Below are 26,924 nucleotides of genomic sequence, written 5' to 3'. Positions count from 1 at the left end.
AGAGCGGGTGGCTATTGCCACCCGCATTGATATTACTTCGCGTCGTCCGGCAGAGCGTACGCCACAATGTAATCACCCATCTTTGTTCCGAAGGAGCCATGGCCCCCGGCGGAAATCACCACATACTGCTTACCGTTCACTTCATAAGTCATCGGCGTTGCCTGGCCACCCGCAGGCAGGCGGGCTTCCCACAGTTGTTTACCATCGCGCATATCAAACGCACGTAGGTAGTTGTCTGCGGTTGCGCCAATAAACATGACGTTACCGGCGGTGGAGATAGGGCCACCCAGCATTGGCATCCCCATACGGAACTTCATCGGGATCCCGGTCGGGAACGGCATGCTGTCCTCAACGGTGCCGATGCGTTTTTTCCACACGATTTCGTTGGTTTTCAGATCAACGCCCGAGATGTAGCCCCAGGCCGGTTGCTTACACGGCAGGCCCAGCGGAGACAAGAACGGGTTCAGGGTTACGCCATACGGCACGCCGTACTGAGGCTGAACGCCGGACTCTGTGCCAGACCCTTTCGCGTCTTTTGGCGGCTCCATCGGGTTGCCCGGTCCGCGAGGGATCAGTTTGGAAACGAACGGCAGCGCCATCGGGTTGGTCATTGCCACCTGGTTATTCGGGTCGACCGAAATACCGCCCCATTCGAACATCCCAAGGTTGCCCGGGAACACCAGCGTCCCTTTTTCAGAAGGCGGCGTGAAGATGCCCTCATAGCGCATGCTGTGGAACATCACGCGGCAAACCAGCTGGTCGAACATGGTTGCGCCCCACATATCCGCGCCGCTCAAATCTTTCTTCGGCCGGAAGGTCAGCTCGGAGAACGGTTGAGTAGGGGAAACATGGTCGCCTTTGGCTGCGCCCTGCGGCACCGGTTTTTCCGGAGCAGGTACAACCAGCTTGCCGTCACGTCTGTCCAGCACAAAGATATTGCCGGTTTTAGCCGGAGCGTAGATAACCGGAACCCGGTTGCCGCTCTTGTCGGTAATGTCCGCAAGCGTCGGCTGGGCTGGCATATCCATATCCCAAAGATCGTGATGCACGGTCTGATAGGACCAGGCCAGCTTGCCGGTTGTCGCGTTCAGGGCAACGATGCTGCTGGCATAGCGTTCCTGCTCAGGCGTGCGGTTGCCGCCCCAGATATCCGGAGTGGTTACGCCCATCGGGAGATAAACCAGATCCAGCTTTGCATCATAAGCCGCAGGCGCCCACGAGTTCGGGGAGTTCAGGGTGTAATGATGTCCATCATCAGGAATTGCGTTCGGATCTTTAGCGCCCGGATCGAACGCCCACAGCAGCTTGCCGCTGTTAACGTCGAAACCGCGGATCACGCCAGAAGGTTCACGGGTGGAGAAGTTGTCCGTTACCGCCCCGGCAATCACAATCACTTTATCGGTGATGATTGGCGGTGAAGTTGGCTCATACATCCCCGGGGTGGTGACCGGCTGGTTGGTTTGCAGATTCAGAATGCCTTTATTGGCGAAGCTTTCACAAAGCTTGCCGTTATCGGCGTTGATGGCAAACAGACGGCCATCGTTAACCGGCAGGATGATACGACGCGGACAGTCGGATACCACGTCCGGGCTGGCGTTATCGGCCGTTGCCTCGTGGTAGGAAACCCCACGGCAGGTCACGTGCTGGAACGACGGGTCGGTATTCAGCTGAGGGTCAAATTTCCACTTCTCTTTCCCCGTGGCAGCATCCAGCGCGAACAGCTGCTGATGCGCGGTACACAGGTAAAGCATGTCGCGAACTTTGATCGGGGTGACTTCGTTGGTGATTTCACCCGGGTCAGTAGCGCGCTTCACGTCGCCGGTCTGGAAGCGCCAGGCTTCCTTCAGCTGGCCGACGTTTTTGTCGTTAATCTGCTTTAGAGGCGAGAAGCGCTGGCCTTCCTGGTTTCGCCCATAGGCAGGCCAGTCGGCATCAGGAATCGTCGAGGTGGCGGCCGCCGGTGTGTTATCCAGCTGCAGCGTGCCGTTGATTTCCTGAGGATCGTTAAAGCCCGCCCAGACCAGCACCACGGCGCTAATCAGCAGGGCCACAACCAGCGATGCTGCCGCACCGGCAGCCGGAACGGCCAGGCGACGGTAGACGAACGGCAACAGCAGCCAGACGCCAAAGAACACCAGGACGTCACAGCGGGGGGTCAAGGCCCAGAAGTCGAAGCCGACTTCCCACACGCCCCATGCCATGGTGCACAACAGCAGCGCGGCATAAAGCCACAGGGCGGCAGCCTTGCTTTTCCACAGGAGCCAGGCAACGCCAAGCATTACCAGTCCGGCAATCGGGTAGTACCAGGACCCACCGATAGCCACTAACCATATTCCGCCAAAGAGTAAATATAGCCCGCACAGTACGGCAAAAAGGGCTGAGAGGGTCACAAATAGTTGCGATCCGGTTTTATTTATTTTCACAATTATCACACTCATAAAGGTTTGATAGCATTTAATTATAGTTATTAACAAGTGTGATGGTCGTCACATTTATGGCTTTTTTGCTCTGTGGAAGAGAAAAGAGTGGAGGGGTATCCGGGTTATCTCGATATTTACTGCCGCTATAAGAAGCGAAAGTATTTTTTTATTCTTTTTGAATCAGATTGTTACCTCTCACGGTGGTCTCTTTGAAGCTGGCGAGCTCTGTGCTTTTCGATCCTCTTCTTTTTTACCTCTACAATCGAATAGATTGGCTCCCTGAAACGTTAACTCTTTACCTGTGTTAAGGAGTTGCCATTATGTCCAGGCTCGGTCCTCTCTTATCTGCTCTGCTGCTCATAAGCCCGCTGGCGAGCGCCCGGCCGGTCGATTACAAAATCGTTGCGCAAGACACCGATATCAATATGTCCTGGCGTGCCTTCGGCGGTATGCAGTCCTCGGCGGATATCAAGGGTGTAACCGGCCAGATAAAATTGGACCAGAACAACGAATTCAACGACAAGATTAACGTCAGCATTCCCGTTTCCCCTCTTATAGCCTCTAATTCTCTTCTCACATGGCAGCTTAAAAGCGATATGTTTTTTGATGCGGCGCGCTATCCCACGATGGTCTTTATCAGTGACAGAGTGGTCGGCCTGGGAAATCATCACTACAGGATCTTTGGTTCTTTGACGGTTAAAAACATCCGGCAGCCGGTGATTCTTGAAGCCGTGCTGGAAGCCCCGCAAGAGAATGAATGGGTACTGCATGCCACGACCGCGATTTCGCGCTCTGCGTTTAATATGACGAGCTTTGCTGCGGTAGTGGATGACCGAATTGCCATCGCCATAACGCTTCAGGCTGCCCCGCTATAGTGTCGAATTAAAAGGCCTGGCGTTATTGGGGTGCCGTGAAGATAGCTGGCTGATATACTACCGCCCTCGATGTGGTACTGCGCGTTTGTACAAACTAATGTGTATCAGCGGGTGCAGCAGGCTTTATTCGCCCTGCACCGGTTGATTGGTCTTTGTTGTTTTAAAACGGTTGGTTGTATTTTTTATGAAACATACTGTTGAAGTGATGATCCCGGAAGCGGAGATCAAAGCCCGTGTCGCCGAGCTGGGTCGTCAGATTACCGAACACTATCGCGACAGCGGCAGTGATATGGTGCTGGTCGGGCTGCTGCGCGGTTCATTTATGTTTATGGCAGACCTGTGCCGTGAAGTTCAGGTGTCCCATGAAGTCGATTTTATGACTGCTTCCAGCTACGGCAGCGGCATGTCCACCACGCGCGATGTGAAAATCCTCAAAGATCTCGATGAAGACATTCGCGGTAAAGATGTGCTTATCGTGGAAGACATCATCGACTCCGGCAACACGCTGAGCAAAGTGCGTGAAATCCTCAGCCTGCGTGAGCCAAAATCTCTGGCCATTTGTACGCTGCTGGACAAACCAACCCGCCGTGAAGTGAACGTTACCGTTGAGTACGTTGGTTTCTCTATTCCGGATGAATTCGTGGTCGGCTACGGCATCGACTACGCGCAGCGCTATCGTCACCTGCCGTACGTTGGCAAAGTCGTGCCGCTGGGTGAGTAATCTCCGCTGAATAATGAAAAGGGCCTTTAAAGGCCCTTTTTGCTATCCACTTTTTGCGTAATTACTGCAAAGCTGAGCGATTGCGGTGGCTATGGTGGGTATTTTTTAGATTGGATATCCCGCTACGGTAACCCTGCTCCAGCGACTCGCGGCTGGTGGCCGTGACTTCGAGGTCACGCAGGCGGCCGTCGTGGATACCGTAAACCCAGCCGTGAACCGTGACCTTCTGGCCTCGTTTCCACGCGGATTGCATGATGGTTGAGTGGCCGATGTTGTACACCTGCTCCATGACGTTCAGTTCACAGAGCGTATCCATACGCTGTTCCGGTGCCAGTTCCCCCAGTAGCGAACTATGCTTGAACCACAGATCGCGAATGTGCAGCAGCCAGTTGTTGATCAGGCCAAGCTCCGGGTTTTCTACCGCAGCCTGTACGCCGCCGCAGCCGTAATGGCCGCAAATAATGATGTGCTCAACCTCAAGGACGTCTACCGCGTACTGAACAACCGAGAGGCAGTTCAGGTCCGTGTGGACCACCAGGTTGGCGACATTACGATGTACAAACAGCTCGCCCGGTTCGAGGCCGGTAAGGCGTTCCGCCGGGACACGGCTATCGGAGCAGCCGATCCAGAGGAAACGGGGTTTTTGTGCCTGGGAGAGTCTTTCGAAGAAACCCGGGTCTTCCTCAACCAGCATTTTGGACCAAAGTTCATTATTGCTGATAAGGGAATCAATATCTTTCATGTGCGGTTAACGCCTGTAACCCGAGAAGTGCGTTGAGGTAATATAGGGTAACTCAACGACTTTTTAAACAAGTACCGAATAAAGGTAAGTGAATATCCATGACAATTGCATTGGAACTGGAACAGTTAACGAAAACCTATCCCGGCGGCGTTCAGGCGCTGCGCGGTATAGATCTTCGTGTTGAGGCCGGAGACTTTTATGCGTTACTCGGCCCAAACGGCGCCGGTAAATCTACCACCATCGGCATTATTAGTTCTCTGGTGAATAAAACCTCCGGTCGGGTTCGCGTATTTGGCTATGACCTGCAAAAGGACGTGGTCAACGCCAAGCGCCAGCTCGGGCTGGTGCCGCAGGAATTTAACTTTAACCCGTTTGAGACGGTACAGCAGATAGTTGTACATCAGGCTGGCTACTACGGCGTTGAGCGTAATGAAGCTATCGCTCGCAGCGAAAAGTATTTAAAACAGCTCGATCTGTGGGAAAAACGCAACGAACGCGCGCGCATGTTATCCGGCGGGATGAAGCGCCGTCTGATGATAGCCCGCGCGCTGATGCACGAGCCGAAGCTGCTGATCCTTGATGAACCAACAGCCGGCGTGGACATCGAACTGCGCCGTTCAATGTGGGGCTTCCTCAAAGATCTCAACGACAAGGGCACTACGATTATCCTCACCACGCATTATCTGGAAGAAGCCGAAATGCTGTGCCGCAACATCGGCATTATCCAGCGCGGCGAGCTGGTGGAAAATACCTCCATGAAGTCGCTGCTTTCCAAGCTGAAGTCGGAAACCTTTATCCTCGACCTGGCACCAAAAAGCCCGCTGCCGAAGCTGGACGGCTACCAGTACCGCCTGGTGGACACCTCAACGCTCGAAGTTGAAGTCCTGCGCGAGCAGGGCATTAATAGCGTCTTCAGCCAGCTTAGCGCTCAGGGAATACAGGTACAAAGTATGCGTAACAAGGCCAACCGTCTCGAAGAGCTCTTTGTGACGCTGGTAAACGGTAAACAAGGGGATGCGTCATGATGCAGCTTTACTGGGTGGCGCTGAAAAGCATCTGGACCAAAGAAGTCCATCGCTTTGCCCGAATTTGGATCCAGACCCTGGTTCCGCCGGTCATCACCATGACTCTGTACTTCATTATCTTCGGTAACCTGATTGGCTCCCGCATCGGCGAAATGCACGGCTTCACCTATATGCAGTTTATCGTTCCGGGCCTGATTATGATGGCGGTTATCACCAATGCCTACGCTAACGTGGCCTCTTCGTTCTTTAGCGCTAAGTTCCAGCGCAATATCGAAGAACTGCTGGTTGCGCCGGTGCCGACGCATGTCATCATCGCGGGCTATGTCGGCGGCGGCGTTGCCCGCGGCCTGTGCGTGGGCATTCTGGTCACGGCGGTTTCGCTGTTCTTCGTTCCGTTCCAGGTCCATTCGTGGCTGTTCGTGGCGCTGACGCTGGTACTGACGGCGGTGCTGTTCTCGCTGGCTGGCTTGCTGAACGCGGTATTTGCCAAAACCTTTGATGACATCAGCCTGATCCCAACCTTCGTGCTGACGCCGCTCACTTATCTGGGCGGAGTGTTCTACTCCCTGACGCTGCTGCCGCCGTTCTGGCAGGGGTTGTCGCACCTGAACCCGATTGTCTACATGATTAGCGGCTTCCGCTTTGGTTTCCTCGGGATTAGCGACGTACCTCTGGCGACCACCGTTGGCGTGCTGATCATCTTCATCGCGGCGTTTTATCTGCTGTGCTGGTATCTCATCCAGCGCGGACGCGGCCTGCGTACCTAATACCAGGTTCCTCAACCCTCCCCAAAAGGGGAGGGGTTTCTCACCCCAAATTGATACGCATCAGGCTATTTTTTCAGCTTTCTGGCACACTATCGCCCGGTTAACAGGAGACGCCTTATGCTGGGTTGGGTGATTGCCGGGCACGACGATTATGCCCAGAAGATGCTGGATGCAATGGAAAAGCGCTTTGGCCCGCAGCCGCAGTGCTGCGCGGTAAATTTCTGGAAAGGGATGAGCACCAATATGCTGAGCCGCATGATGTGCGATGCGCTTTATCATTGCGACTCAGGAGACGGCGTTATCTTCCTTACGGATATTACCGGCGAAGCGCCTTACCGCACCGCCGCCTTGCTCAGCCATAAGCATGAGCACTGCGAGGTGATCTCCGGCGTAAACCTGCCGCTGCTATGCGCCATGCGTGAACAGCGGGAGTCCCTGTCCAGCGAGGCATTTCGCCTGCTGATCGTTGACCAGGGCGAGGAGGCGATAACCAGCCTCTGGCACCAGCAGCAAAAGAACCCGCCGTTTGTATTGCTCCACCCGTTTTAAGGGGATTGGCTTATTCCGGTTGGTATTCACGCATCTTTTGCTAAAATAACGCCTTCCTTCCGTCTTCACGACACAAAGACTAATAAATTCGCCATGTTAACTCGCCTCGTTTATTGCGTGATGCTGGTCATCAGCATCTCTACCGCCCGGGCCAGCCTGCTTAGCAGCCATGCTACGCCTGCCCAATATATGCAAACCACCGAAGGGGCCGATATCTGGGCACAGGTTGGCGACAGCGTTATTTCCGTAGGCAGAATTGAGGAAGGGCAGATTCTGGCCGTGGTGCCCACGGTGGCGGATTACTACGAATTTAATTTTGGCTTTGGCACAGGGTTTATCGACAAAGCGCATCTCGCGCCGGTCAAAGGCAAGCAGCGGGTGGAAGACCGGCTGGGCGACCTGAATAAGCCGCTCAGTAATCAGAACCTGATTACCTTCCGTGATGTGGTGGTTTACAGCGAGCCATCCACTTCCAGCACGCCGTTTGGCACCCTGGCGGATAACCTTCGCTACCCGGTGCTCAGCAAGTTAAAAGACCGATTAAACCAGACCTGGTTCCAGATCCGCATCGGCAACCGGCTTGGCTATATCAGCAGCCTGGATGCTCAGCCGGACAACGGTATTCCGGTGCTGACTTATCATCATATTCTGCGTGACGAAGAAAATACCCGCTTCCGCCACACGTCTACCACGACTTCGGTGGTTGCTTTCAGTAATCAGATGACCTGGCTGCGTGATATGGGCTACACCACGCTGACGATGTATCAGCTGGAAGGCTATGTGCGTAACCGAATGAACCTTCCTGCTCGCGCCGTGGTTATTACCTTCGATGACGGGCTGAAGTCGGTTTATCGCTACGCGTATCCTATCCTGAAGCAGTATGGCTTTAAGGCTACGGCTTACATCATCTCGTCGCGTATTAAGCGCCACCCGCAGCCGTGGAACGCTAAATCTCTGCAATTTATGAGTATCTCAGAGCTGGAAGCGATTCAAAGCGTGTTTGATATCCAGTCGCACACCCACTTCCTGCACCGGGTGGATAACTACCGCCGCCCAATCCTGCTAAGCCGCAGCTACCACAACATCCTGTTTGATTTTGAGCACTCGCGCCGCGCGCTCTCGCAATTTAATCCGCATGTGCTTTATCTCTCGTACCCGTTTGGCGGCTATAACGATACCGCGGTCAAAGCGGCTAATGACGCTGGTTTCCATATGGCGGTGACGACGGTGCGCGGCAAGGTGAAGCCGGGAGATAATCCGTTCCTGTTGAAGCGGCTTTATATTATGAGGACGGATTCGCTGGAGACGATGTCGAGGACGATTACCAATCAGCCTGAGTCGTAAGCGGACCCTGGTTTCGTAACGCGTTATCTAAGATGGGTTTGTTCGATCCCCTCTCCCACACGGGGAGAGGGTTAGGGTGAGAGGTAGTTGTTACGCTACCTGCACCGGTACGGCTTTCGCGAGACGTTTCATCTCATTATCACCGTCAAAATAGGCTACCTTCGGCTGCCAGCTACGAGCCTGCTCGTCCGGCATCGTCACGTAGCTTGCGATAATTAAAATATCGCCAACGTCCGCGCAGTGTGCCGCAGCGCCGTTAACGGAGATGATTTTAGACCCGCGCTCACCGGCAATAGCGTAGGTAGAAAAGCGCTTACCGTTGGTGACGTTGTAAATATCGATGGCTTCGTATTCCAGAATGCCTGCCGCCTCAAGGAAGTCCTGATCGATGGCGCAGGAGCCTTCGTAGTGCAAGTCCGCCTGAGTCACTTTGACGCGGTGTAACTTGCCTTGCAGCATAGTGCGAATCATAGCTTGAACCTTTGTCTCTGGGCTAAAAAAGCGCCGAATTCATCGACGCTGTGAATATTCGAGGCAGTATTGCCCTTTTTATTTGGGCTGTCTACTGCGCCAAATCAACGGTAACGTTATCAATCAGTCGCGCCTGGCCGAGCCACGCCGCCATCAGGATAACCGCGCGTTTGCTCTCTTCAGACAGCTCCAGCAGCGTGTCCGCATCGCGGATTTGCAGGTCGTCCGAGCGGAAGCCTTTTTCATTTAGCTCGGCCGCCGCGAGGATAAGCATCTCTTCGCAATCCCGTTCGCCGCTGCGCAGCTTGTCGGCCAGGCCGTTCATCACTTTGCTCAACCCCGGCGCAATTTTGCGCTGCTCCGCGCTCAGATAGCCATTGCGGGAGCTAAGGGCCAGCCCGTCTTTCGCCCGCACCGTTGGCACGCCGATAATCTCGATGTCGTAGCCCATATCGGCCACCATTTTGCGGATAAGCGCCAGCTGCTGGTAATCCTTCTGGCCAAAGCAGGCAACATCCGGCTGCACCAGGTTAAACAGCTTGCTGACGATGGTAGATACGCCGCGGAAGTGACCCGGACGGCTGGCGCCTTCCAGCATGGTGGAAATGCCCGGCACGTCAACGAAGGTTTGGCTATCAAGCCCCTGCGGGTAAACATCCGCCGGAGCCGGAGCGAACACCATATCGACCTTGCGGCGGTTGAGCTTCTCGCAGTCTTCCTGCAGGGTGCGCGGGTAGCGAGCTAAATCGTCGGGCCTGTCAAACTGCATCGGGTTGACGAAAATGCTTACAACCACCACATCGGCAGCGGCTTTTGCTTCTTCAACCAGCGTCATATGCCCATCGTGCAGATTGCCCATAGTGGGCACCAGCGCAATGCGCTTTCCTTCCTGGCGCCAGCGGCGAATCTGCTGACGCAGCAGCGGTACGGTTTCGATAATCAGCACAACCCTTCTCCTGTCAGTAAAAACTGTGTTCGTTGCCCGGATAGCTGCCGGACTCGACTTCGCTAATGTACTGGCGCACTGCGGCGCGGATATCACCCGTCCCGGCCAGGAAGTTTTTCGCAAATTTAGGAATATGGCCGCCGGTGATTCCGAAGGCATCATGCATGACCAGAATTTGCCCGTCCGTGACGTTGCCCGCGCCGATACCGATGACCGGAATGCCAAGCGCTTCGGTAACGCGTTTTGCCAGTTCGACCGGCACGCACTCCAGAACCAGCAGCTGCGCGCCGGCGGCTTCCAGCGCCAGGGCATCGTCCAGCAGCGTCGTCGCTGCCTGCTCGTCTCGCCCCTGAACCTTATAGCCGCCAAAGATATTCACCGACTGCGGCGTCAGGCCCAGGTGCCCGCAAACCGGCACCGCTCGTTCGGTCAGCATTTTCACCGTCTCAGCAAGCCAGCGTCCGCCTTCGATTTTTACCATATTAGCACCGGCGCGCATCACTTCAGCCGAGTTGGCAAAGGCCTGTTCAGGCGTGGCATAAGCCATGAAAGGCAGGTCTGCCAGCAGCAGGCAATTTGGCGCACCGCGGCGAACCGCGCGGGTGTGGTAGGCAATCTCTTCGACCGTGACCGGCAGCGTGGAATCATTTCCCTGTACCGTCATGCCCAGCGAGTCGCCCACCAGCAGCACGCCGACGCCTTCGTCAGCAAACAGTTTGGCAAAGCTAAAGTCATAGGCGGTAAGGGTGGCGAATTTCTTTTTGTCCTGCTTGAGCTTGCGCAGGGTGGAGGTGGTAGTGGGTTTCATCATCATCCCCGGAGAAAGGTTTGAACAGGATACGGGCGCGCCGGTTACCAGCGGGTAATACCCTCCCGGGAGAGGTTAGCCAGTATCTCAGCAACAGCCTGGCCGTCAGGAAAACGGCAGTCTGGCGCTATTTCCAGTAAAGGAACCAGCATAAATGCGCGGTTCTTCATATCGTAGTGTGGCACGGTCAGGCGCTCGGTATGAATCACCTCGCTGCCGAACAGCATAATATCGAGATCTAAAGTACGCGGCCCCCAGCGTTCCTCTTTGCGCACGCGCCCGTGCTCCAGCTCAATACGCTGAGTCTGGTCGAGCAAAGCTTCGGCCGGCAAATCGGTTTCCAGCACCACGGCAGCGTTCAGATAATCCGGCTGATCCTGTGGGCCCAGAGGCGGGGTGCGATAAAACGAAGAGGTCGCCACCACCCGGCTGTGCGGAATGGCGGCGAGGGCGTCGAGCGCGGAAGAGACTTGCTCCAGCGGCGACGCCTGATTACTGCCCAGAGCGATATACGCGAGGGTCATGCACTGCCTTCGCGGCGCGGCGCACGCTTGCGCGGACGGCGGGTGCGGCGGCGGGCGGCTGGCTCATCGCCAAGATCGTTGAGCATATCTTTCTGCATCGGCGGAGCGGCAACCTGGAACTCGCCCCACCATTTGGTCAGGCGCTGGAGCTCGTGGTTGTTTTCCACTTCGGCGCGCAGGGCCAGCAGGTCGTAAGAGGCGCGGAACTTAGGATGCTCCATCAGCTTCCAGGCGCGTTTACCCTGGCGGCGCGACAGGCGCAGCTGTAGGCCCCAGATATCACGCACCAGGGTAGTGATGCGTTTCGGAATCGCCAGCGCACGGCAGGCTTCATCCAGCACGTCATTCATCGCCAGCGCGAAGGCATCGTAATAGGCGAGGCCGCTTTCCTGGGCAATCTTTTGCGCCATCTCCAGCTGCGGATACCAGAACATCGCCGCGAACAGGAACGCCGGATTCACGCGCATATCGTTATGAATGCGGTTGTCGGTGTTCTTCAGTACCTGAGCGATGATCAGTTCCATCGGGCTGTCGCCCTGCTCGGTAAAGTAGCGGGTGATAATCGGGAACAGCGGCTGGAACAGCTGATATTCACGCAGCAGACGGTAGGTTTCAAACCCATAGCCCGCCTGCAACAATTTGAGTGATTCTTCGAACAGACGCGCCGGAGGCACATCGTTAAGCAGGGTCGCCAGGCGTGGAATAGGCTCGCCGGTCTCCGGGCTAATCGACATGTTCAGTTTGGCGGCAAAGCGCACCGCGCGCAGCATACGAACCGGATCTTCGCGGTAACGCGTTTCCGGGTCGCCAATCAGGCGGATGATGCCGTTATTCAGATCGTTCAGGCCGCCAACATAATCTCGTACCGAGAAGTCGGCCACGCTGTAGTAAAGGCTGTTGATGGTAAAGTCACGGCGCTGGGCATCTTCTTCGATGGAACCAAAGATGTTGTCGCGAAGCAGCATGCCGTTCTGGCCGCGCTGGGAAGTCTGGCGGTCGGAGGACGCCTGTTCTTCGTGGTGACCACGGAAGGTCGCGACTTCGATGATTTCCGGCCCAAACATCACGTGAGCAAGACGGAAGCGGCGGCCAACCAGGCGGCAGTTGCGGAACAGTTTACGAACCTGATCCGGCGTAGCGCTGGTGGTGACGTCAAAATCTTTTGGTTTTTTGCCCAGCAGCAGGTCGCGGACGCCGCCGCCAACGAGATAGGCCTCGTAGCCTGCTTTGTTCAAACGGTAGAGCACCTTGAGGGCATTTTCACTGATATCTTTGCGGGAAATAGCGTGCTGATCGCGCGGAATAACAGTAATGTGCGGGAGAGCTTCACTCTCCTCGACCACGACGTCATCGCGGTTAAGCACCTTGCGGCAAAAATTAGCGACTCGGGTAAAAATAGTCCACCTCGGCAGTGTCAATCATAGGGACAAAAAAAACAGCGGCTAATCATAGCTCAGTGCGGCGCATTTGAGAATAATGTATTCATCGGCACGCTATCGAGTGACCAGTTAACCACGGCCTGTTCAAGCAGCGCTTCCAGCTTAAGGCTCTGCCAGTCGGCCGCTACTTGTTGATTTAAAAAACGCAATGCTTCAACCAGCACCGGGCGCGGATCGCCCTGCGGTAAAGCCGGAGCATGATTCTGCTTCGACAGCTTGGCACCTTGCTGATTAAGCGCCAGCGGCAGGTGAATATAGTGCGGCACCGGCCAGCCAAGCTGTTGATACAGCGATATTTGTCTTACCGTCGGCTCAATTAAGTCCGCCCCGCGTACAATCTCCGTCACGCCCTGAAAATGGTCATCCACCACTACAGCAAGATTATAGGCGAACAGGCCGTCGCGGCGATGAATGATAAAATCTTCGCGGGCCAAAGCGGCGTCGGCGGTCAGTAATCCTCTCAGCCCGTCCTGGAAGCTCAGCACCGGATTTTGCTGTACCAGTCGCATTGCGGCGTTTTGCGGACCGTTATTCAAAGTACGGCAGTGGCCGTCGTAATAGCCGCCAATGTGCTGAATGCGGCTGCGGGTGCAGGTGCAGTAATAGCTCAGGCCGCGCTGTTTTAACCACGCCAGCGCTTCGCGGTAGGCCTCGTGGCGCTGAGACTGCCACAACACTTCGCCGTCCCAGTGCAGGCCGTAATGCTCAAGCTGTTTCAGGATCGTGGTGGCTGCGCCCGGGACTTCACGAGGCGGATCGATATCTTCAATGCGAACCAGCCAGAGGCCCTGCTTAGCGCGTGCCTGAAGGTAGCTGCCGAGAGCGGCAATCAGCGAACCAAAATGCAGCTCCCCGGAAGGTGAGGGGGCAAAGCGGCCAATGTAGTGTTGAGAAGGCATGTTTTCGGGGGGCTATAAAGTAATATGGCGGGAGAAAGCTCCCGCCATAGAGTCCTGGCGTTTACGCGAGCCGTTAGCCGGCCATTTGTTTTTCGCGGATTTCTGCCAGCGTTTTGCAGTCGATACACAAATCAGCTGTCGGACGAGCTTCAAGGCGACGAATGCCGATTTCCACACCGCAGGATTCGCAGTAGCCGAAATCTTCGTCTTCCACTTTCTTGAGCGTTTTCTCGATCTTTTTGATCAGTTTACGTTCGCGATCGCGGTTACGCAGTTCGAGGCTGAACTCTTCTTCCTGGGCAGCACGGTCTACCGGGTCCGGGAAGTTAGCAGCTTCATCCTGCATATGTGTAACGGTGCGATCGACCTCGTCCATGAGCTGATTACGCCATGCTTCAAGAATGCGCTTGAAGTGCGACAGCTGGGCTTCGTTCATATACTCTTCGCCCGGTTTCTCCTGGTACGGCTCCACCCCAGCGATGGCGAGAATACTCAGGGACGATGTTTTACGCTTTTGCCCTTCTTGCATGTTGTTTCTCCTTAACACGCACTTATCGGTCCCCTGTCGGGGTAAAATCAGGCCGCTATAAATAGCAGATGCTTTTCAGGATGGCAATTATATAAACTCCTCTCTTGACAACCGTGTGAAGAAAAGCTTATTTGCGAAACGACCCGACTATAAAAAAGACAATACGTTATCTGTCCTTAACCAGATGTGATTCATAAATGGACAGGCAACGGCGTAGTTAGAGTCATCCCTGTGGCAGAAAGTTCTGCCTTCCAGGCGATAATTTCAACCCCACGCTGCTGCGCCTCACTCAACAGCTGCGCATATTTTGCATCAATGTGGCGGGCCGGGGAGACGCTATTTATAGCAGAATGCAATACCGCAAACAGTAGCACCGCGCGCTCTCCTTGCTGAACCACATTCATTAACTCTCTTAAATGCTTTTGGCCACGCAGGCTAACGGCATCCGGGAAAAATCCCATTTTGTTGTCAAACAGCGTGACCGATTTCACTTCAATATAGCAGTTAACCTTGTTACACGCCTGTAACATAAAATCAATTCTGCTGCGTTCTTCGCCGTATTTTACCTCGGCCTGAACGCTGCTGTAGCCCGCTAATTCCGCCGGAGGATTCGCCTCCAGCATCTCTTTAACCAGCATGTTGGCGCGTAACGTATTGACGCAAATTATCTCACCATTTTGCGTTTGGGTAAGCTCCCAGGTATTAGGGTATTTTCGCGTTGGGCTGGCGGACGTGGAGTACCAGACGGTGTCTCCCGGCGTGGCGCAGCCCGTCATCGCCCCGGTATTCGGGCAATGAAGGGTCAGGGTTTCGCCATCGGCTGTCATCACATCGGCCAGAAAACGTTTATAGCGCTTGATGAGCGTTGCGGACTGCAGCGCGGGGGAAAACTCCATTTACTCTTCCTTATTTGTCAGCGGCCAGCGTTCAAGCGTCTGGTAGCGGGTTCTGCCCTGCTCAAAAATGGACTGGTACAGGCTAAACTCTTCCACCCTGAACTGCCAGCTAAAGCCCGGCGCGGGTAAAGCGACGGGGCGAATAGCGTTGCGATACAGCGTGATATGGGGGTGAAATGGCAGCGGAGACTGGTAGCAGCCGCTGCGGGCCGCCTGAGAGCGCAGCATATTTGCCAGTTGAAGCAGGCCGCGGGGTGCCTGACGCGGCCCCATCCACACCACGCTTGAGCGCAGCCACTGCCCGGCATCGTCCAGCTTCAGGTTGAAACCCGGCTGGCGAATACGCCCGGCAAGGCGGCTTAGCGCCCGACATTTTTCTTCAGAGACATCTCCCAGAAATGCCAGCGTCAGGTGCAGGTTAGCCGCCGCGACCGGCCTCCCCGCGTCGGCAGGAAATTCGGCGGCACGCCAGTGGATAATCTGCTGTTGCACTTCGGACGGTAAGGTCAGGGCAAAAAACAGGCGGCGACTCTCGGCCATGGTTGTCTCTCGGTTATGGTTTGGCGGGATGCTACAATGCGCGACCGCCGATGTTAACCCTTTGGAGCCGTTTGTGTCGTCATTACCGGTCGCCGCCGTGCTGCCTGAAGTGCTTGAAGCACTCGCGCACGCCCCACAAGTTTTGCTTAATGCCCCTACCGGCGCAGGTAAATCCACCTGGCTGCCGCTGCAAATTCTCCAGCATAGCGGGCTGGAAGGGCGGATTTTGCTGCTTGAACCCCGCCGCCTTGCCGCCCGCAATGTTGCCCAGAGGCTGGCAGAGCTGCTGGGAGAGAAGCCGGGTGAAACGGTGGGTTACAGAATGCGCGCCGATAGCTGCGTCGGGCCAGATACCCGGCTGGAAGTGGTGACCGAGGGGATATTAACCCGCATGATCCAGCAAGATCCCGAACTTAGCGGCATCGGGTTGGTTATCCTCGATGAATTCCATGAGCGCAGCCTGCAGGCGGATCTTGCCCTGGCGCTGCTGCTCGACGTGCAGGCCGGGCTGCGCGATGATCTGAAAATTCTGATTATGTCCGCAACCCTGGATAACCAGCGGCTGCGGCAGTGCCTGCCCGATGCGCCGGTGATTACTTCTGAGGGCCGCGCTTTCCCGGTTGAGCGCCGTTTTAGTCCCTTGCCCGCTCATCAACGCTTTGACGAAGCGGTGGCGATAGCCGTGGCGGGTTTGCTGCGCGAGGAAAAAGGCTCCCTGCTGCTATTTTTACCGGGCGTTGGCGAAATCCAGCGCGTGCAGGAGCAGTTGAAAGAGCGAGTGGCGAGCGACGTTCAGCTCTGCCCTTTGTATGGCGCTCTGCCGCTCAGCGAGCAGCGTAAGGCCATTCTCCCCGCCGTAGCGGGAACCCGCAAGGTCGTGCTGGCGACTAATATCGCGGAAACCAGCCTGACCATCGAAGGTATTCGGCTGGTGGTGGACGGCTCGCTTGAGCGCGTCGCCCGCTTTGATGTCCGCACCGGCCTGACTCGCCTTGTAACACAGCGCGTAAGCCAGGCTTCTATGATCCAGCGCGCAGGGCGTGCCGGGCGACTGGAGCCAGGGATTTGCCTGCACCTGACCAGCGCCGAGCAGGCTGAGCGGGCCAGCGCTCAGGGCGAACCGGAAATCCTGCAAAGCGATCTTTCTGGCCTACAGCTTGAGCTGCTGCAATGGGGCTGCCGGGACGTGAGCCAGCTGACCTGGCTTGATACTCCGCCTGAAGCGAACCTTGCGGCGGCCCGCAGGCTTTTGCGCCAGCTGGGAGCGATGGATGAGCAGCAAAGGCTCAGCGCAAACGGGCAAAAGATGGCGCAGTTGGGCAACGATCCGCGTCTGGCTGCGATGTTGGTTGCCGCAAAAACGGCGGATGAGCAGGCTACGGCGGCGCTGCTGGCCGCGATTCTGGAAGAGCCACCGCGTACTCACGGCGGTGGCGATTTACGCGTAATGTTTGACGGCAAAAACGCTAACTGGCGGCAGCGTGCGGCTCAACTGCTGAAAAGAATAAACTCGCGCGGCGGCACGGCGGATATCTCCCTGGCTATGCCGCTGCTGGCCACCGCCTTTGCAGACCGCATTGCCCGGCGACGCGGTGCGGAAGGGCGCTACCAGCTGGCCAACGGCATGGGCGCGATGCTGGAGCAGGATGATGCCATGACGCGCCACGAATGGCTGATTGCTCCACTGCTGTTGCAGGGAAGCCAGTCGCCGGATGCGAGAATTTTGCTGGCGCTGCCGCTGGATATTGAAGAGCTGGTGGCCCGCGTGCCGCAGCTGTTGACGGAAAGCGACTCGGTGGAATGGGACGAAGAGCGTGGCTCGCTGAAGGCATATCGCCGCAGGCAAATCGGCAGGCTGGTGGTTAAAGTCCAGCTGCTGGCGAAACCTTCGGAAGAAGAGATGCAGTTGGCGATTTTAAACGGCATTCGCGAGCGCGGGCTTGATCTGCTGGAGTGGTCAATCCCGGCGCAGCAGCTGCGTTTACGCCTCGCCTGCGCCGCCCGCTGGCTGCCGGAACAGAAATGGCCTGCGGTTGACGATGAATCGCTGCTGGCAACGCTGGAAGAGTGGCTGCTGCCTGAAATGCGCGGCGTTCATTCTCTGCGGGCGCTGAAAAATATCGATCTCAGCAGGGCGCTGGGCAACCTGCTCGACTGGCCGATGCGTCAACGGCTGGATAGTGCCCTGCCAACTCATTACACTGTGCCGACCGGAAGCCAGATTGCGATTCGCTATCACAGCGATAATCCTCCTGCGCTCGCGGTACGCATGCAGGAAATGTTTGGCGAAGCGCAAACGCCCTCTATTGCAGGGGGGCGCGTTCCGCTGGTGCTTGAGCTATTATCTCCGGCGCAGCGTCCGCTGCAAATAACCCGCGATTTAACCGCCTTCTGGAACGGCGCTTATCGCGAAGTGCAGAAAGAGATGAAGGGGCGCTACCCGAAACACGTGTGGCCCGACGATCCGGCGAATACCGCGCCGACGCGCCGCACGAAAAAGTATTCCTGAGGGCACCAACCAGCGCCCTCACCCCAACCCTCTCCCAAAGGGAGAGGGAGCAAACATGAAAAGACATTTTTGATAAGAATGTCTGGCTGTTTTTTGAGAGATTTCTTCTTTCGTATTGCGCGGAAGAACGGAGAATCGGGCCCTGGCGCCTGAACTTTTGTGGAGAAGATGCATGGCGGGGAATGACCGCGAGCCGATTGGACGTAAAGGAAAAGCAACGCGTCCGGCGAAAGAGAAGGTGAGCCGTCGTCAGGTCAGGGATGAGGATTATGACGACGATTACGAAGATGACGACTACGAAGACGAGGAGCCAATGCCGCCGCGTAAAGGAAAAGGTAAGGGTAAGGGATCGGGCCGCCCGTCGAAAAAACGCCGCTTCTTCTGGCTGCTGGTGAAGCTGGCTATCATCTTCACAATTGCGTTTGCCATCTACGGGGTTTATCTCGATCAGCAAATCCGCAGCCGCATTGACGGCAAAGTCTGGCAACTGCCGGCGGCGGTATACGGCCGCATGGTCAACCTTGAACCGGATATGCCGTATAACAAGGCGGAGATGGTCAAGCTGCTGGAAGCGACCCAGTACCGCCAGGTTTCGAGCATGACTCGCCCGGGCGAGTTTACCGTGCAGGGCAACAGCATCGAGCTCATCCGTCGTCCGTTTGACTTCCCGGACGGGAAAGAAGGGCAGATCCGCGCTCGCCTGGTGTTTGACGGCGGGCGTCTGGAATCTATCCAGAACATGGACAATAACCGCAGCTTCGGGATTTTCCGCCTCGACCCGCGCCTGATAACCATGCTCTCTTCGCCAAACGGCGAGCAGCGCCTGTTTGTGCCGCGCTCCGGCTTCCCGGACCTGCTGGTGGATACGCTTATCGCCACCGAAGACCGTCATTTCTATGAGCATGACGGAATTAGCATTTATTCCATCGGCCGTGCGGTGCTGGCTAACCTGACGGCGGGGCGTGCGGTGCAGGGCGGCAGTACGCTGACCCAGCAGCTGGTAAAAAACCTGTTCCTGACCAACCAGCGTACGCTGTGGCGTAAAGCTAACGAAGCGTACATGGCGATTATCATGGACGCCCGCTACGACAAAGACCGCATTCTGGAGCTGTACCTGAACGAGGTTTATCTCGGCCAGAGCGGCGACGATCAGATTCGCGGCTTCCCGCTGGCGAGTCTTTACTACTTCGGCCGCCCGGTTGACGAGCTGAGCCTCGATCAGCAGGCGCTGCTGGTGGGCATGGTCAAAGGTGCGTCGCTATATAACCCGTGGCGTAATCCGAAGCTGGCGCTGGAGCGCCGTAACCTGGTGCTGCGCCTGCTGCAAGAGCAGAAGGTTATCGACCAGGAGCTGTACGACATGCTGAGCGCCCGTCCTCTGGGCGTGCAGCCGCGCGGCGGCGTTATTTCCCCGCAGCCTGCCTTTATGCAGATGGTGCGTCAGGAGTTGCAGGACAAGCTGGGCGATAAAGTGAAAGATCTCTCCGGCGTGAAGATCTTTACCACCTTTGACTCCGTTTCTCAGGATGCGGCTGAAAAAGCCGTAACCGAAGGCGTTCCGGTACTGCGCGCTTCGCGCAAGCTGAACGACCTGGAAGCGGCGATGGTGATTGTTGACCGCTTTACCGGTGAAGTTCGTGCCGTGGTTGGCGGGGCGGAGCCGCAGTTTGCGGGCTTTAACCGCGCATTGCAGGCTCGTCGTTCTATCGGCTCGCTGGCAAAACCGGCGACCTATCTGACGGCGCTAAGCCAGCCGGACACATTCCGCCTGAATACCTGGCTTGCCGATGCCCCAATTGGCATCAAGTTGTCGAACGGGCAGGTATGGTCGCCGCAAAACGATAACCACCAATATAGTGGGCAGGTGATGCTGGTTGACGCCCTGACGCGTTCTATGAACGTGCCGACCGTCAACCTCGGGATGACGCTGGGTCTACCGGCTATTACCGATACCTGGACTAAGCTCGGTGTGCCAAAAGACCAGCTGAATCCGGTTCCGTCGATGATCCTGGGGGCACTAAACCTGACGCCGATTCAGGTCGCGCAGGCGTTCCAGACCATTGCCAGCGGCGGTAACCGCGCAACGCTGTCGGCGCTGCGTTCCGTTATTGCCGAAGACGGCACGGTGTTGTACCAGAGCTTCCCGCAGGCCGAACAGGCCGTTCCGGCTCAAGCCGCTTACCTGACGCTGTTTGGTATGCAGCAGGTTGTGGCTCGGGGTACGGGTCGTGCGCTGGGCGGTAAATACCCGAACCTGCATTTGGCGGGTAAAACGGGGACCACCAACAACAACGTGGATACGTGGTTTGCCGGTATTGATGGCCGGGAAGTTACCATTACTTGGGTTGGCCGCGATAATAACCAGCCGACCAAACTGTACGGTGCCAGCGGCGCGATGTCGCTGTATCAGCGCTATCTGTCGAACCAGTCGCCGATCCCTCTGGATCTGACCGAGCCGGAAGATATCGTCGATATGGGCGTCAACAGCGCGGGCTACTTCCAGTGCGGAGGCGGGGGCGACCGTATTCTGCCGGTATGGACGACGAATCCAAATGCGTTGTGCCAGCAGAGCCAGCAGGAAGAGCAGTCAGCTAATCCATTTAGCCAGACTCCTGCGGGCCAGCAGCCTCAACAGCAGCCGCAGCAGCAACCTCAGCAACAGCAGCCCGCTCAGGAGCAGAAGAGCGACGGCGTTGCCGGTTGGATCAAAGATATGTTTGGCGGTAACTAAGTTGACTCTTTACCCTCTCCCGCCCGGGAGAGGGTTCCTTATCCTAAATTTCACACCTCAATAACACCCTATAAACCATCCGGTTATTTCTTAATCCCTTAGCTATTGCGAGGATGTGAAGCGCTTGCTATGCAGGATTCGTTTCGTCTATTATCCTGCGGGCATAATAATAATTATCGTTTACGTTATCATTTACTACTTCATCAGAGAAAATATCATGGCGCGTTCATTCACTGGTCAGCCAGCCAAAAACCCTGTCCGTAAGCTTGCCCTGTTTGTCGCTGCGGCGGTGGGAAGCGTAAGCGTAAGCAGCTTTGCTGCGGGCACTAATAGCACCCAAAAAGAAGACACTATTACGGTCTCTGCCAGCGCTGCACCGGCGGAAAGCGCATGGGGTCCGTCACCGACGATTGCGGCCAAGCGTTCCGCAACCGCGACCAAAACCGACACCCCAATTGAAAAGACGCCGCAGTCTATTTCCGTGGTGACCCGCGAAGAGATGGACACCCGTCAACCGCAGACGGTGAAAGAAGCTCTGGATTACACCCCTGGCGTGTTCTCTACTCGTGGAAGTTCTTCAACTTATGATGTTGTATCCATTCGTGGTTTCACGACATCTTCGACCGTTAACACTAACCAATATCTGGATGGAATGAAGCTGCAGGGAGATAACTACTCTGAAGCTTCTATGGATCCTTATTTCCTGGAACGTGTTGAGCTGCTGCGTGGCCCTGTTTCTGTGCTTTATGGTAAAAGCCATCCTGGCGGCGTAGTGAGTATGGTCAGCAAGCGCCCAACGACCGAGCCGCTGCACGAAATACAATTTAAAATGGGCACTAACAACCTGTGGCAGACCGGTTTCGACTTCAGCGATGCGCTGGATGATAACGGTGAATTCTCCTACCGTCTGACTGGATTAGGGCGCAGCGAAAATGCTCAGCAGGATATGGTTAAATCAAATCGCTATGCTATTGCTCCCTCCTTTAGCTGGCGTCCTGATGACAAAACAGATTTCACGTTCCTGAGTAATTTCCAAAGCGATCCGAAGGCAGGTTATTACGGCTGGCTTCCTCGCCAGGGAACGGTTGTTCCTTACGTTGATGCCAATGGCAATTCTCATAAATTACCAACTGATTTCAATGAAGGTGAGAGAGACAACAAAATGTCTCGTCGCCAGCAAATGGTTGGATATAGCTTTGCGCACGAGTTCAACGATACCTGGACCGTTCGCCAAAATCTTCGCTATACACGTATTCACACGCTCTATGATTCCGTTTACGGAAATGGCTATATCTCTCCTGGACAGATTAGTCGTGCTTACGTTCGTTCTGACGAGGATCTTAATAACTTCTCAGTAGATACTCAGGCACAGGCTAAATTTGCCACTGGTGCGGTTGACCATACTCTGTTGACCGGTGTTGATTACATGCGTATGCGTAACGACATTGATGCTATGTATGGCTCTGCTGACCCACTTAGCATGAGTAATCCGCAGTACGGCAATGCGAACGTTGTGACTAACTTCCCTTATGCAGTCATTAACCGTCAGCAGCAGACGGGACTTTACATGCAGGATCAGGCTGAGTGGAACAGGTTTGTTCTGACGCTGGGTGGCCGATATGATTTTGCTAAAACGTCTACCTTTACGCGTTCCTCAGGAACCCTGGCTGAGGTTAACGATAAGCAATTCACATGGCGCGGTGGCCTGAATTATCTCTTCGATAATGGCATCTCCCCTTACGTAAGCTACAGCGAATCCTTTGAACCGGTGTCAGGCTCTACCAGGCAAGGTAAGCCATTTGATCCGTCTAAAGGGAAACAGTACGAAGCGGGTGTGAAATACGTACCTAAAGACATGCCGGTAACGGTAACCGCTGCCGTTTATCACCTGACTAAAGACAAGAACTTAACTGTCGATCCTGCCAATAGTGCCTTTAGTGTTCAGGGTGGGGAAATTCGCTCACGCGGTCTGGAGCTGGAAGCTAAAGCCGCTGTTAACGCAAATATCAACCTGACCGCTTCCTACACATACACTGATGCTGAATATACTCATGACACGCTGTATCAGGGTAAGCGTCCGGCAGAAGTTCCACGTAACATGGCCTCTCTCTGGGCTGATTACACCTTCCACGAGACCGCGCTGAGTGGATTCACCTTCGGGGCTGGTGCTCGTTATGTTGGTGCAACGTCCAGCTTCTACGCCTCCGGTCCGCAGGTGAATGATACGTTTAACGTGCCGAGCTATACCGTTGCTGATGCTATGGTTAAATACGATCTTGCTCGTTTCGGATTACCTGGCTCTTCCGTCGCTGTGAACGTCAACAATCTGTTTAACCGCGAGTATGTCTCAAGTTGCTACCGCGATTACGCATGCTATTGGGGCGCAGAGCGTCAGGTGGTTGCCACCGCGACCTTCCGCTTCTAACTTGTCTCCCGGGCACGGTTCGCCGTGCCCTTCACTAAGATGGCTACCATGCAGGATAAACACCTTCATCCCGACACCACTTTTAGCCTCACCGATGTCACCTTCCGCGTGCCCGGGCGCACGTTACTCCATCCGCTTTCCATCACCTTTCCGGTGGGTAAAGTCACCGGCCTGATTGGCCACAACGGTTCCGGTAAATCGACGCTGCTGAAAATGCTCGGTCGCCACCAGAAGCCGTCGGACGGGGATATTCTGCTTAACTCGCAGCCGCTGGATAGTTGGAGCAGCAAGGCTTTTGCTCGCCAGGTTGCCTATCTGCCGCAGCAGTTGCCCGCGGCCGAAGGGATGACGGTACGTGAACTGGTGGCGATTGGTCGTTATCCGTGGCACGGGGCGTTGGGGCGTTTTGGCGTAGCCGATCGTGAACGGGTCGACGAGGCTATTAGCCTTGTGGGGCTGAAGCCGTTTGCCCATCGCCTGGTGGACAGCCTTTCCGGCGGTGAGCGCCAGCGCGCGTGGATTGCGATGCTGGTAGCGCAGGATAGCCGCTGCCTGCTGCTTGATGAGCCAACCTCCGCGCTGGATATTGCTCACCAGGTTGATGTCCTCGCGCTTATTCATCGCCTTAGCCAGGAGCGTGGCCTGACGGTGATTGCCGTTCTGCATGATATCAATATGGCCGCACGCTATTGCGACAACCTGGTTGCGCTGCGCGGCGGAGAAATGATTGCTCAAGGCTCGCCGCAGGAACTGATGCAAAGCGAGACGCTGGAGCATATCTACGGCATTCCGATGGGCATCCTTCCGCATCCGGCGGGCGCTGCGCCGGTAAGTTTTGTTTACTGATGAGCGGCATAAATGACTTCCTGTTAACCCGTCGCCGCCTTCTGGCGGCGATGGCGCTTTCACCGCTGCTGCTGAAGATGAATGCCGCCCATGCGGCAACGCCCGATGCGAACCGCATCATTGCGCTTGAGTGGCTGCCGGTGGAGCTGATGATGGCCCTGGGCGTTACGCCGATGGGCGTCGCCGATATTCCTAACTACCGCATCTGGGTTAATGAACCTAAGTTACCTGAAGATGTGGTAGACGTTGGCCTGCGCACCGAGCCTAATCTGGAGCTGATGGCGCAGCTCAAACCTTCTCTGATCCTCTACTCCGCAGGCTACGGTCCGTCGCCGGAGAAAATCACCCGCATCGCGCCGGGGCTTGGATTCAACTTTAACGATGGCTCCGGCAAACCGCTGGACGTTGCCCGCAAGTCTTTAATTCAGCTTGGCGACACGCTTGGCATGCAGCAGGCCGCCAGCCGTCATCTGGCCGGATTTGACTCGTTTATTGCCAGCATGAAGCCGCGTTTTGCCGATCGCGGCGATCGCCCGGTTCTGCTGATGTCATTCCTGGACAACCGCCACGCGCTGGTTGTCGGCAAACACAGCCTGTTCCAGCAGGTGATGGATTTGCTCGGCGTGAAAAATGCCTGGCAGGAAGAAACCAATTTCTGGGGAACCGCGGTGGTTGGTATAGAGCGGCTGGCGGCGATTAAAGACGCTGATGTGCTGTGTTTCGATCATAAAAACGAGGCTATAGCTCGCCAGGTTGCGGCCACGCCGCTGTGGAAGGCGATGCCGTTTATTCGCCAGAACCGTTTTCAGCAGGTTCCCGCTGTCTGGCTGTACGGCACGACGATGTCGGCGATGCATTTCGCCAGCGTGCTGGATGACGGGCTGAGGAGCATCTCATGATTCGTCGCCATTTTATTTTCCCTGCGGCGCTGCTGATGATTCTGTTTATTGCTGCACTCTGGCTGACGCTGCACAACATGAACGGCGTGCTGCCTTCCGCGCAGTGGAGCCGCGCTTTTGCCAGGCCGGATCTCGACAATATTCAGCAGATGTTGTTCCACTACAGCTCGCTGCCGCGGCTGACTATTTCGCTGCTGGTGGGTGCAGGTCTGGGGCTGACAGGCGTTCTGTTCCAGCAGGTGCTGCGTAACCCGCTGGCCGAGCCGACAACCCTTGGCGTTGCCAGCGGCGCGCAGCTTGGCGTAACGGTTGCCACGCTTTGGGTTCTGCCGCAGGCAGCTCAGCCGTTTGCCGCCCTGATGGGAGCCGCGCTCGTCGGCCTGCTGGTTTTTGGCGTTGCATGGGGAAAACGTATGTCGCCGGTGACGCTGATCCTCGCGGGGCTGGTGCTCAGCCTTTACTGCGGGGCGGTTAACCAGCTGCTGGCTATTTTCCATCACGATCAGCTGCAAAACATGTTCTTGTGGAGCACTGGCTCGCTGAATCAGCAGGACTGGAGCAGCGTTGAGGCTCTGTGGCCGCGCCTGCTGGGCGGTTTGCTCTTGACGCTGTTGCTCCTCAGGCCGCTCACGCTGATGGGGCTGGACGACGGCGTTGCGCGTAACCTTGGTCTGGCGCTGTCGCTGGTTCGCCTTGCGGCTCTGGCGCTGGCTATTGTTCTCAGCGCCCAGTTGGTCAATGCGGTAGGAATTATCGGCTTTATCGGCCTGTTTGCTCCGCTGCTGGCAAAAATGTTGGGCGCCCGCCGCCTGGCCGCTCGTCTGTTCCTTGCGCCGCTCATCGGGGCCTTGATCCTCTGGCTGTCCGATCAGATTGTTATCTGGCTGGCAGGCGTGTGGGGTGAAATTTCTACCGGCACGATTACCGCGCTTATCGGTGCGCCAATTCTGCTGTGGTTGCTGCCGCGCCTGCGCACCAGTGGCGCGCCTTCGATGAGCGCCGGAGACAATATTCCGGCTGAGCGCCAGCGGGTTGTGCTGTGGCTCCTCGTCAGCTTTGGCGTTCTGTTGTTGGCGATTGCCGCCGCGCTGGCGCTTGGCCGTGATGCTCATGGCTGGCGTTGGCTGAGTGGCGAACTGTTTGATGATGTTCTGCCGTGGCGCTGGCCACGCGTGATGGCGGCGTTAACCGCAGGCGTGATGCTGGCAGTCGCGGGAAGCCTGATCCAGCGCCTGACCGGCAATGCGATGGCCAGTCCGGAAGTGCTGGGCATTAGCTCCGGGGCGGCGTTTGGCGTGGTGCTGATGTTGTTTATCGTGCCGGGCAATGCCTTCGCCTGGCTGCTGCCTGCCGGTAGCCTTGGTGCGGCGGCCACCCTGCTGATTATTATGATTGCCGCCGGGCGCGGAGGCTTCTCGCCGCAGCGTATGTTGTTGGCGGGGATGGCGCTCAGCACCGCATTCACCATGTTATTGATGATGCTGATGGCAAGCGGCGATCCGCGTATGGCGACGCTGCTAACCTGGATCTCAGGTTCGACCTATAACGTTACCGGAGATCAGGCGGTAAGAACGCTGGTGGTTATGGCTATCCTGCTGGCGATAACGCCGCTGTTCCGCCGCTGGCTGGCTATTCTGCCGCTGGGCGGGGCGACTGCCCGCGCGGTTGGTATGGCGATAACGCCTTCACGGCTGGCGCTTCTGCTGCTGGCTTCCACGCTGACCGCTGCCGCGACGCTTATCGTCGGGCCTTTAAGCTTCGTTGGCCTGATGGCACCGCATATCGCACGCATGCTTGGCTTCCGCAGAGCGATGCCGCAGGTGGCGATTGCCGGGGTTCTCGGGGGAATACTGATGATTCTGGCTGACTGGTGCGGCAGGATGATTCTGTTCCCGAACCAGGTTCCGGCGGGGCTGCTGGCGACGTTTATCGGCGCGCCATACTTCGTTTATCTGCTGAGAAAGCAGGGGCGGTAATCCCTCACCCGAACCCTCTTCTTTGCGGGAAGAGGGCCGGGGT

General features: G+C 56.3%; 23 protein-coding genes. 12 read left to right on the top strand and 11 right to left on the bottom strand.

The annotated features are described in order from the left end of the window. Nucleotides 1-32: 32 nt before the first annotated feature. Nucleotides 33-2,423 (bottom strand): glucose/quinate/shikimate family membrane-bound PQQ-dependent dehydrogenase, encoded by a 2,391-nt coding sequence (locus tag ACG1VR_RS19130; protein ID WP_167344785.1) that lies wholly within the window; start codon nucleotides 2,421-2,423, stop codon nucleotides 33-35. Between the two features lie 317 nt (nucleotides 2,424-2,740). On the opposite strand from ACG1VR_RS19130, the gene ACG1VR_RS19125 reads away from it, so the two are divergent. After that, nucleotides 2,741-3,295 carry a YceI family protein gene (locus ACG1VR_RS19125; RefSeq protein WP_395489565.1) on the top strand — a complete coding sequence of 185 codons (555 nt, stop codon included), beginning with the start codon at nucleotides 2,741-2,743 and terminating at the stop codon, nucleotides 3,293-3,295. Between the two features lie 184 nt (nucleotides 3,296-3,479). Then, nucleotides 3,480-4,016, top strand: coding sequence for a hypoxanthine phosphoribosyltransferase (hpt, locus tag ACG1VR_RS19120; protein ID WP_016534930.1), 537 nt, complete (start codon nucleotides 3,480-3,482; stop codon nucleotides 4,014-4,016). A gap of 61 nt (nucleotides 4,017-4,077) precedes the next feature. Here the strand turns inward: hpt and can are convergent, their stop codons facing one another. After that, nucleotides 4,078-4,758, bottom strand: coding sequence for a carbonate dehydratase (gene can / locus ACG1VR_RS19115; protein WP_039897921.1), 681 nt, complete (start codon nucleotides 4,756-4,758; stop codon nucleotides 4,078-4,080). A 98-nt stretch (nucleotides 4,759-4,856) separates the two neighbouring features. On the opposite strand from can, the gene ACG1VR_RS19110 reads away from it, so the two are divergent. The 4 genes from ACG1VR_RS19110 (at nucleotide 4,857) to ACG1VR_RS19095 (ending at nucleotide 8,443) form a co-directional block, all read left to right on the top strand. Then, nucleotides 4,857-5,783, top strand: a complete 927-nt coding sequence (locus ACG1VR_RS19110) for an ABC transporter ATP-binding protein (protein ID WP_016534933.1) — start codon at nucleotides 4,857-4,859, stop codon at nucleotides 5,781-5,783. Further along, complete coding sequence (locus ACG1VR_RS19105; protein ID WP_395489564.1) at nucleotides 5,780-6,550, top strand: ABC transporter permease; 771 nt, start codon at nucleotides 5,780-5,782, stop codon at nucleotides 6,548-6,550. Before ACG1VR_RS19110 ends, ACG1VR_RS19105 begins: the two co-directional genes overlap by 4 nt. A 117-nt stretch (nucleotides 6,551-6,667) precedes the next feature. Beyond that, nucleotides 6,668-7,099, top strand: coding sequence for a PTS galactosamine/N-acetylgalactosamine transporter subunit IIA (agaF, locus tag ACG1VR_RS19100; protein WP_395489563.1), 432 nt, complete (start codon nucleotides 6,668-6,670; stop codon nucleotides 7,097-7,099). 93 nt (nucleotides 7,100-7,192) lie between these two features. Continuing rightward, nucleotides 7,193-8,443 (top strand): polysaccharide deacetylase family protein, encoded by a 1,251-nt coding sequence (locus tag ACG1VR_RS19095; protein ID WP_039897923.1) that lies wholly within the window; start codon nucleotides 7,193-7,195, stop codon nucleotides 8,441-8,443. A 90-nt stretch (nucleotides 8,444-8,533) separates the two neighbouring features. Here the strand turns inward: ACG1VR_RS19095 and panD are convergent, their stop codons facing one another. The 9 genes from panD to thpR all read right to left on the bottom strand — a co-directional run bounded on the left by panD (nucleotide 8,534) and on the right by thpR (nucleotide 15,495). Beyond that, complete coding sequence (gene panD / locus ACG1VR_RS19090) at nucleotides 8,534-8,914, bottom strand: aspartate 1-decarboxylase (protein WP_004387652.1); 381 nt, start codon at nucleotides 8,912-8,914, stop codon at nucleotides 8,534-8,536. Between the two features lie 91 nt (nucleotides 8,915-9,005). Further along, complete coding sequence (gene panC / locus ACG1VR_RS19085; RefSeq protein ID WP_172568335.1) at nucleotides 9,006-9,860, bottom strand: pantoate--beta-alanine ligase; 855 nt, start codon at nucleotides 9,858-9,860, stop codon at nucleotides 9,006-9,008. Between the two features lie 13 nt (nucleotides 9,861-9,873). Beyond that, nucleotides 9,874-10,668, bottom strand: coding sequence for a 3-methyl-2-oxobutanoate hydroxymethyltransferase (gene panB, locus ACG1VR_RS19080; protein ID WP_172568334.1), 795 nt, complete (start codon nucleotides 10,666-10,668; stop codon nucleotides 9,874-9,876). 44 nt (nucleotides 10,669-10,712) lie between these two features. Further along, nucleotides 10,713-11,192 (bottom strand): 2-amino-4-hydroxy-6-hydroxymethyldihydropteridine diphosphokinase, encoded by a 480-nt coding sequence (gene folK / locus ACG1VR_RS19075; RefSeq protein WP_016534939.1) that lies wholly within the window; start codon nucleotides 11,190-11,192, stop codon nucleotides 10,713-10,715. Then, nucleotides 11,189-12,589 carry a polynucleotide adenylyltransferase PcnB gene (pcnB, locus tag ACG1VR_RS19070; RefSeq protein ID WP_209420416.1) on the bottom strand — a complete coding sequence of 467 codons (1,401 nt, stop codon included), beginning with the start codon at nucleotides 12,587-12,589 and terminating at the stop codon, nucleotides 11,189-11,191. Before pcnB ends, folK begins: the two co-directional genes overlap by 4 nt. 56 nt (nucleotides 12,590-12,645) lie before the next feature. Beyond that, nucleotides 12,646-13,530 carry a tRNA glutamyl-Q(34) synthetase GluQRS gene (gluQRS, locus tag ACG1VR_RS19065; protein WP_016534942.1) on the bottom strand — a complete coding sequence of 295 codons (885 nt, stop codon included), beginning with the start codon at nucleotides 13,528-13,530 and terminating at the stop codon, nucleotides 12,646-12,648. A gap of 73 nt (nucleotides 13,531-13,603) precedes the next feature. Further along, a complete protein-coding gene (gene dksA, locus ACG1VR_RS19060) occupies nucleotides 13,604-14,059 on the bottom strand; it encodes an RNA polymerase-binding protein DksA (RefSeq protein WP_016534943.1) in 456 nt (151 codons plus the stop codon). A gap of 191 nt (nucleotides 14,060-14,250) precedes the next feature. Continuing rightward, on the bottom strand, nucleotides 14,251-14,955 hold the full coding sequence (sfsA, locus tag ACG1VR_RS19055) for a DNA/RNA nuclease SfsA (RefSeq protein ID WP_227318281.1): 705 nt from the start codon (nucleotides 14,953-14,955) through the stop codon (nucleotides 14,251-14,253). Continuing rightward, complete coding sequence (thpR, locus tag ACG1VR_RS19050) at nucleotides 14,956-15,495, bottom strand: RNA 2',3'-cyclic phosphodiesterase (RefSeq protein ID WP_172568331.1); 540 nt, start codon at nucleotides 15,493-15,495, stop codon at nucleotides 14,956-14,958. It lies immediately after the preceding gene. 73 nt (nucleotides 15,496-15,568) lie between these two features. Between thpR and hrpB the strand changes: the two genes are divergently transcribed. The 6 genes from hrpB to fhuB all read left to right on the top strand — a co-directional run bounded on the left by hrpB (nucleotide 15,569) and on the right by fhuB (nucleotide 26,881). Then, nucleotides 15,569-18,004, top strand: coding sequence for an ATP-dependent helicase HrpB (gene hrpB, locus ACG1VR_RS19045; RefSeq protein ID WP_395489562.1), 2,436 nt, complete (start codon nucleotides 15,569-15,571; stop codon nucleotides 18,002-18,004). A gap of 172 nt (nucleotides 18,005-18,176) precedes the next feature. Next, nucleotides 18,177-20,735 (top strand): bifunctional glycosyl transferase/transpeptidase, encoded by a 2,559-nt coding sequence (gene mrcB, locus ACG1VR_RS19040; RefSeq protein WP_016534947.1) that lies wholly within the window; start codon nucleotides 18,177-18,179, stop codon nucleotides 20,733-20,735. Between the two features lie 217 nt (nucleotides 20,736-20,952). Further along, complete coding sequence (fhuA, locus tag ACG1VR_RS19035; protein WP_395489561.1) at nucleotides 20,953-23,160, top strand: ferrichrome porin FhuA; 2,208 nt, start codon at nucleotides 20,953-20,955, stop codon at nucleotides 23,158-23,160. Nucleotides 23,161-23,208: 48 nt separating this feature from the next. Further along, a complete protein-coding gene (gene fhuC / locus ACG1VR_RS19030) occupies nucleotides 23,209-24,006 on the top strand; it encodes a Fe3+-hydroxamate ABC transporter ATP-binding protein FhuC (protein ID WP_216375189.1) in 798 nt (265 codons plus the stop codon). After that, nucleotides 24,006-24,905: a Fe(3+)-hydroxamate ABC transporter substrate-binding protein FhuD gene (gene fhuD / locus ACG1VR_RS19025; RefSeq protein WP_395489559.1), complete on the top strand. Its 900-nt coding sequence runs from the start codon at nucleotides 24,006-24,008 to the stop codon at nucleotides 24,903-24,905. The genes fhuC and fhuD overlap by 1 nt, the downstream gene beginning before the upstream one ends. Continuing rightward, nucleotides 24,902-26,881 carry a Fe(3+)-hydroxamate ABC transporter permease FhuB gene (fhuB, locus tag ACG1VR_RS19020; RefSeq protein ID WP_395489558.1) on the top strand — a complete coding sequence of 660 codons (1,980 nt, stop codon included), beginning with the start codon at nucleotides 24,902-24,904 and terminating at the stop codon, nucleotides 26,879-26,881. The genes fhuD and fhuB overlap by 4 nt, the downstream gene beginning before the upstream one ends. The last annotated feature ends 43 nt before the right edge of the window (nucleotides 26,882-26,924 follow it).

It is taken from the genome of Cedecea davisae, from assembly GCF_044095835.1.
Taxonomy (GTDB): Bacteria; Pseudomonadota; Gammaproteobacteria; order Enterobacterales; family Enterobacteriaceae; genus Cedecea; species Cedecea davisae.
The sequence above is the reverse complement of the archived record's forward strand: the minus strand, read 5'-3'. Positions and strand labels throughout refer to the sequence as shown.

Coding starts and splice junctions, on each gene's coding strand:
- ACG1VR_RS19125 (WP_395489565.1), top strand. CDS start 2,741: ATGTCCAGGCTCGGTCCTCTCTTATCTGCTCTGCTGCTCATAAGCCCG.
- hpt (WP_016534930.1), top strand. CDS start 3,480: ATGAAACATACTGTTGAAGTGATGATCCCGGAAGCGGAGATCAAAGCC.
- can (WP_039897921.1), bottom strand. CDS start 4,758: ATGAAAGATATTGATTCCCTTATCAGCAATAATGAACTTTGGTCCAAA.
- ACG1VR_RS19110 (WP_016534933.1), top strand. CDS start 4,857: ATGACAATTGCATTGGAACTGGAACAGTTAACGAAAACCTATCCCGGC.
- ACG1VR_RS19105 (WP_395489564.1), top strand. CDS start 5,780: ATGATGCAGCTTTACTGGGTGGCGCTGAAAAGCATCTGGACCAAAGAA.
- agaF (WP_395489563.1), top strand. CDS start 6,668: ATGCTGGGTTGGGTGATTGCCGGGCACGACGATTATGCCCAGAAGATG.
- ACG1VR_RS19095 (WP_039897923.1), top strand. CDS start 7,193: ATGTTAACTCGCCTCGTTTATTGCGTGATGCTGGTCATCAGCATCTCT.
- panD (WP_004387652.1), bottom strand. CDS start 8,914: ATGATTCGCACTATGCTGCAAGGCAAGTTACACCGCGTCAAAGTGACT.
- panB (WP_172568334.1), bottom strand. CDS start 10,668: ATGAAACCCACTACCACCTCCACCCTGCGCAAGCTCAAGCAGGACAAA.
- folK (WP_016534939.1), bottom strand. CDS start 11,192: ATGACCCTCGCGTATATCGCTCTGGGCAGTAATCAGGCGTCGCCGCTG.
- gluQRS (WP_016534942.1), bottom strand. CDS start 13,530: ATGCCTTCTCAACACTACATTGGCCGCTTTGCCCCCTCACCTTCCGGG.
- dksA (WP_016534943.1), bottom strand. CDS start 14,059: ATGCAAGAAGGGCAAAAGCGTAAAACATCGTCCCTGAGTATTCTCGCC.
- sfsA (WP_227318281.1), bottom strand. CDS start 14,955: ATGGAGTTTTCCCCCGCGCTGCAGTCCGCAACGCTCATCAAGCGCTAT.
- thpR (WP_172568331.1), bottom strand. CDS start 15,495: ATGGCCGAGAGTCGCCGCCTGTTTTTTGCCCTGACCTTACCGTCCGAA.
- mrcB (WP_016534947.1), top strand. CDS start 18,177: ATGGCGGGGAATGACCGCGAGCCGATTGGACGTAAAGGAAAAGCAACG.
- fhuA (WP_395489561.1), top strand. CDS start 20,953: ATGGCGCGTTCATTCACTGGTCAGCCAGCCAAAAACCCTGTCCGTAAG.
- fhuC (WP_216375189.1), top strand. CDS start 23,209: ATGCAGGATAAACACCTTCATCCCGACACCACTTTTAGCCTCACCGAT.
- fhuD (WP_395489559.1), top strand. CDS start 24,006: ATGAGCGGCATAAATGACTTCCTGTTAACCCGTCGCCGCCTTCTGGCG.
- fhuB (WP_395489558.1), top strand. CDS start 24,902: ATGATTCGTCGCCATTTTATTTTCCCTGCGGCGCTGCTGATGATTCTG.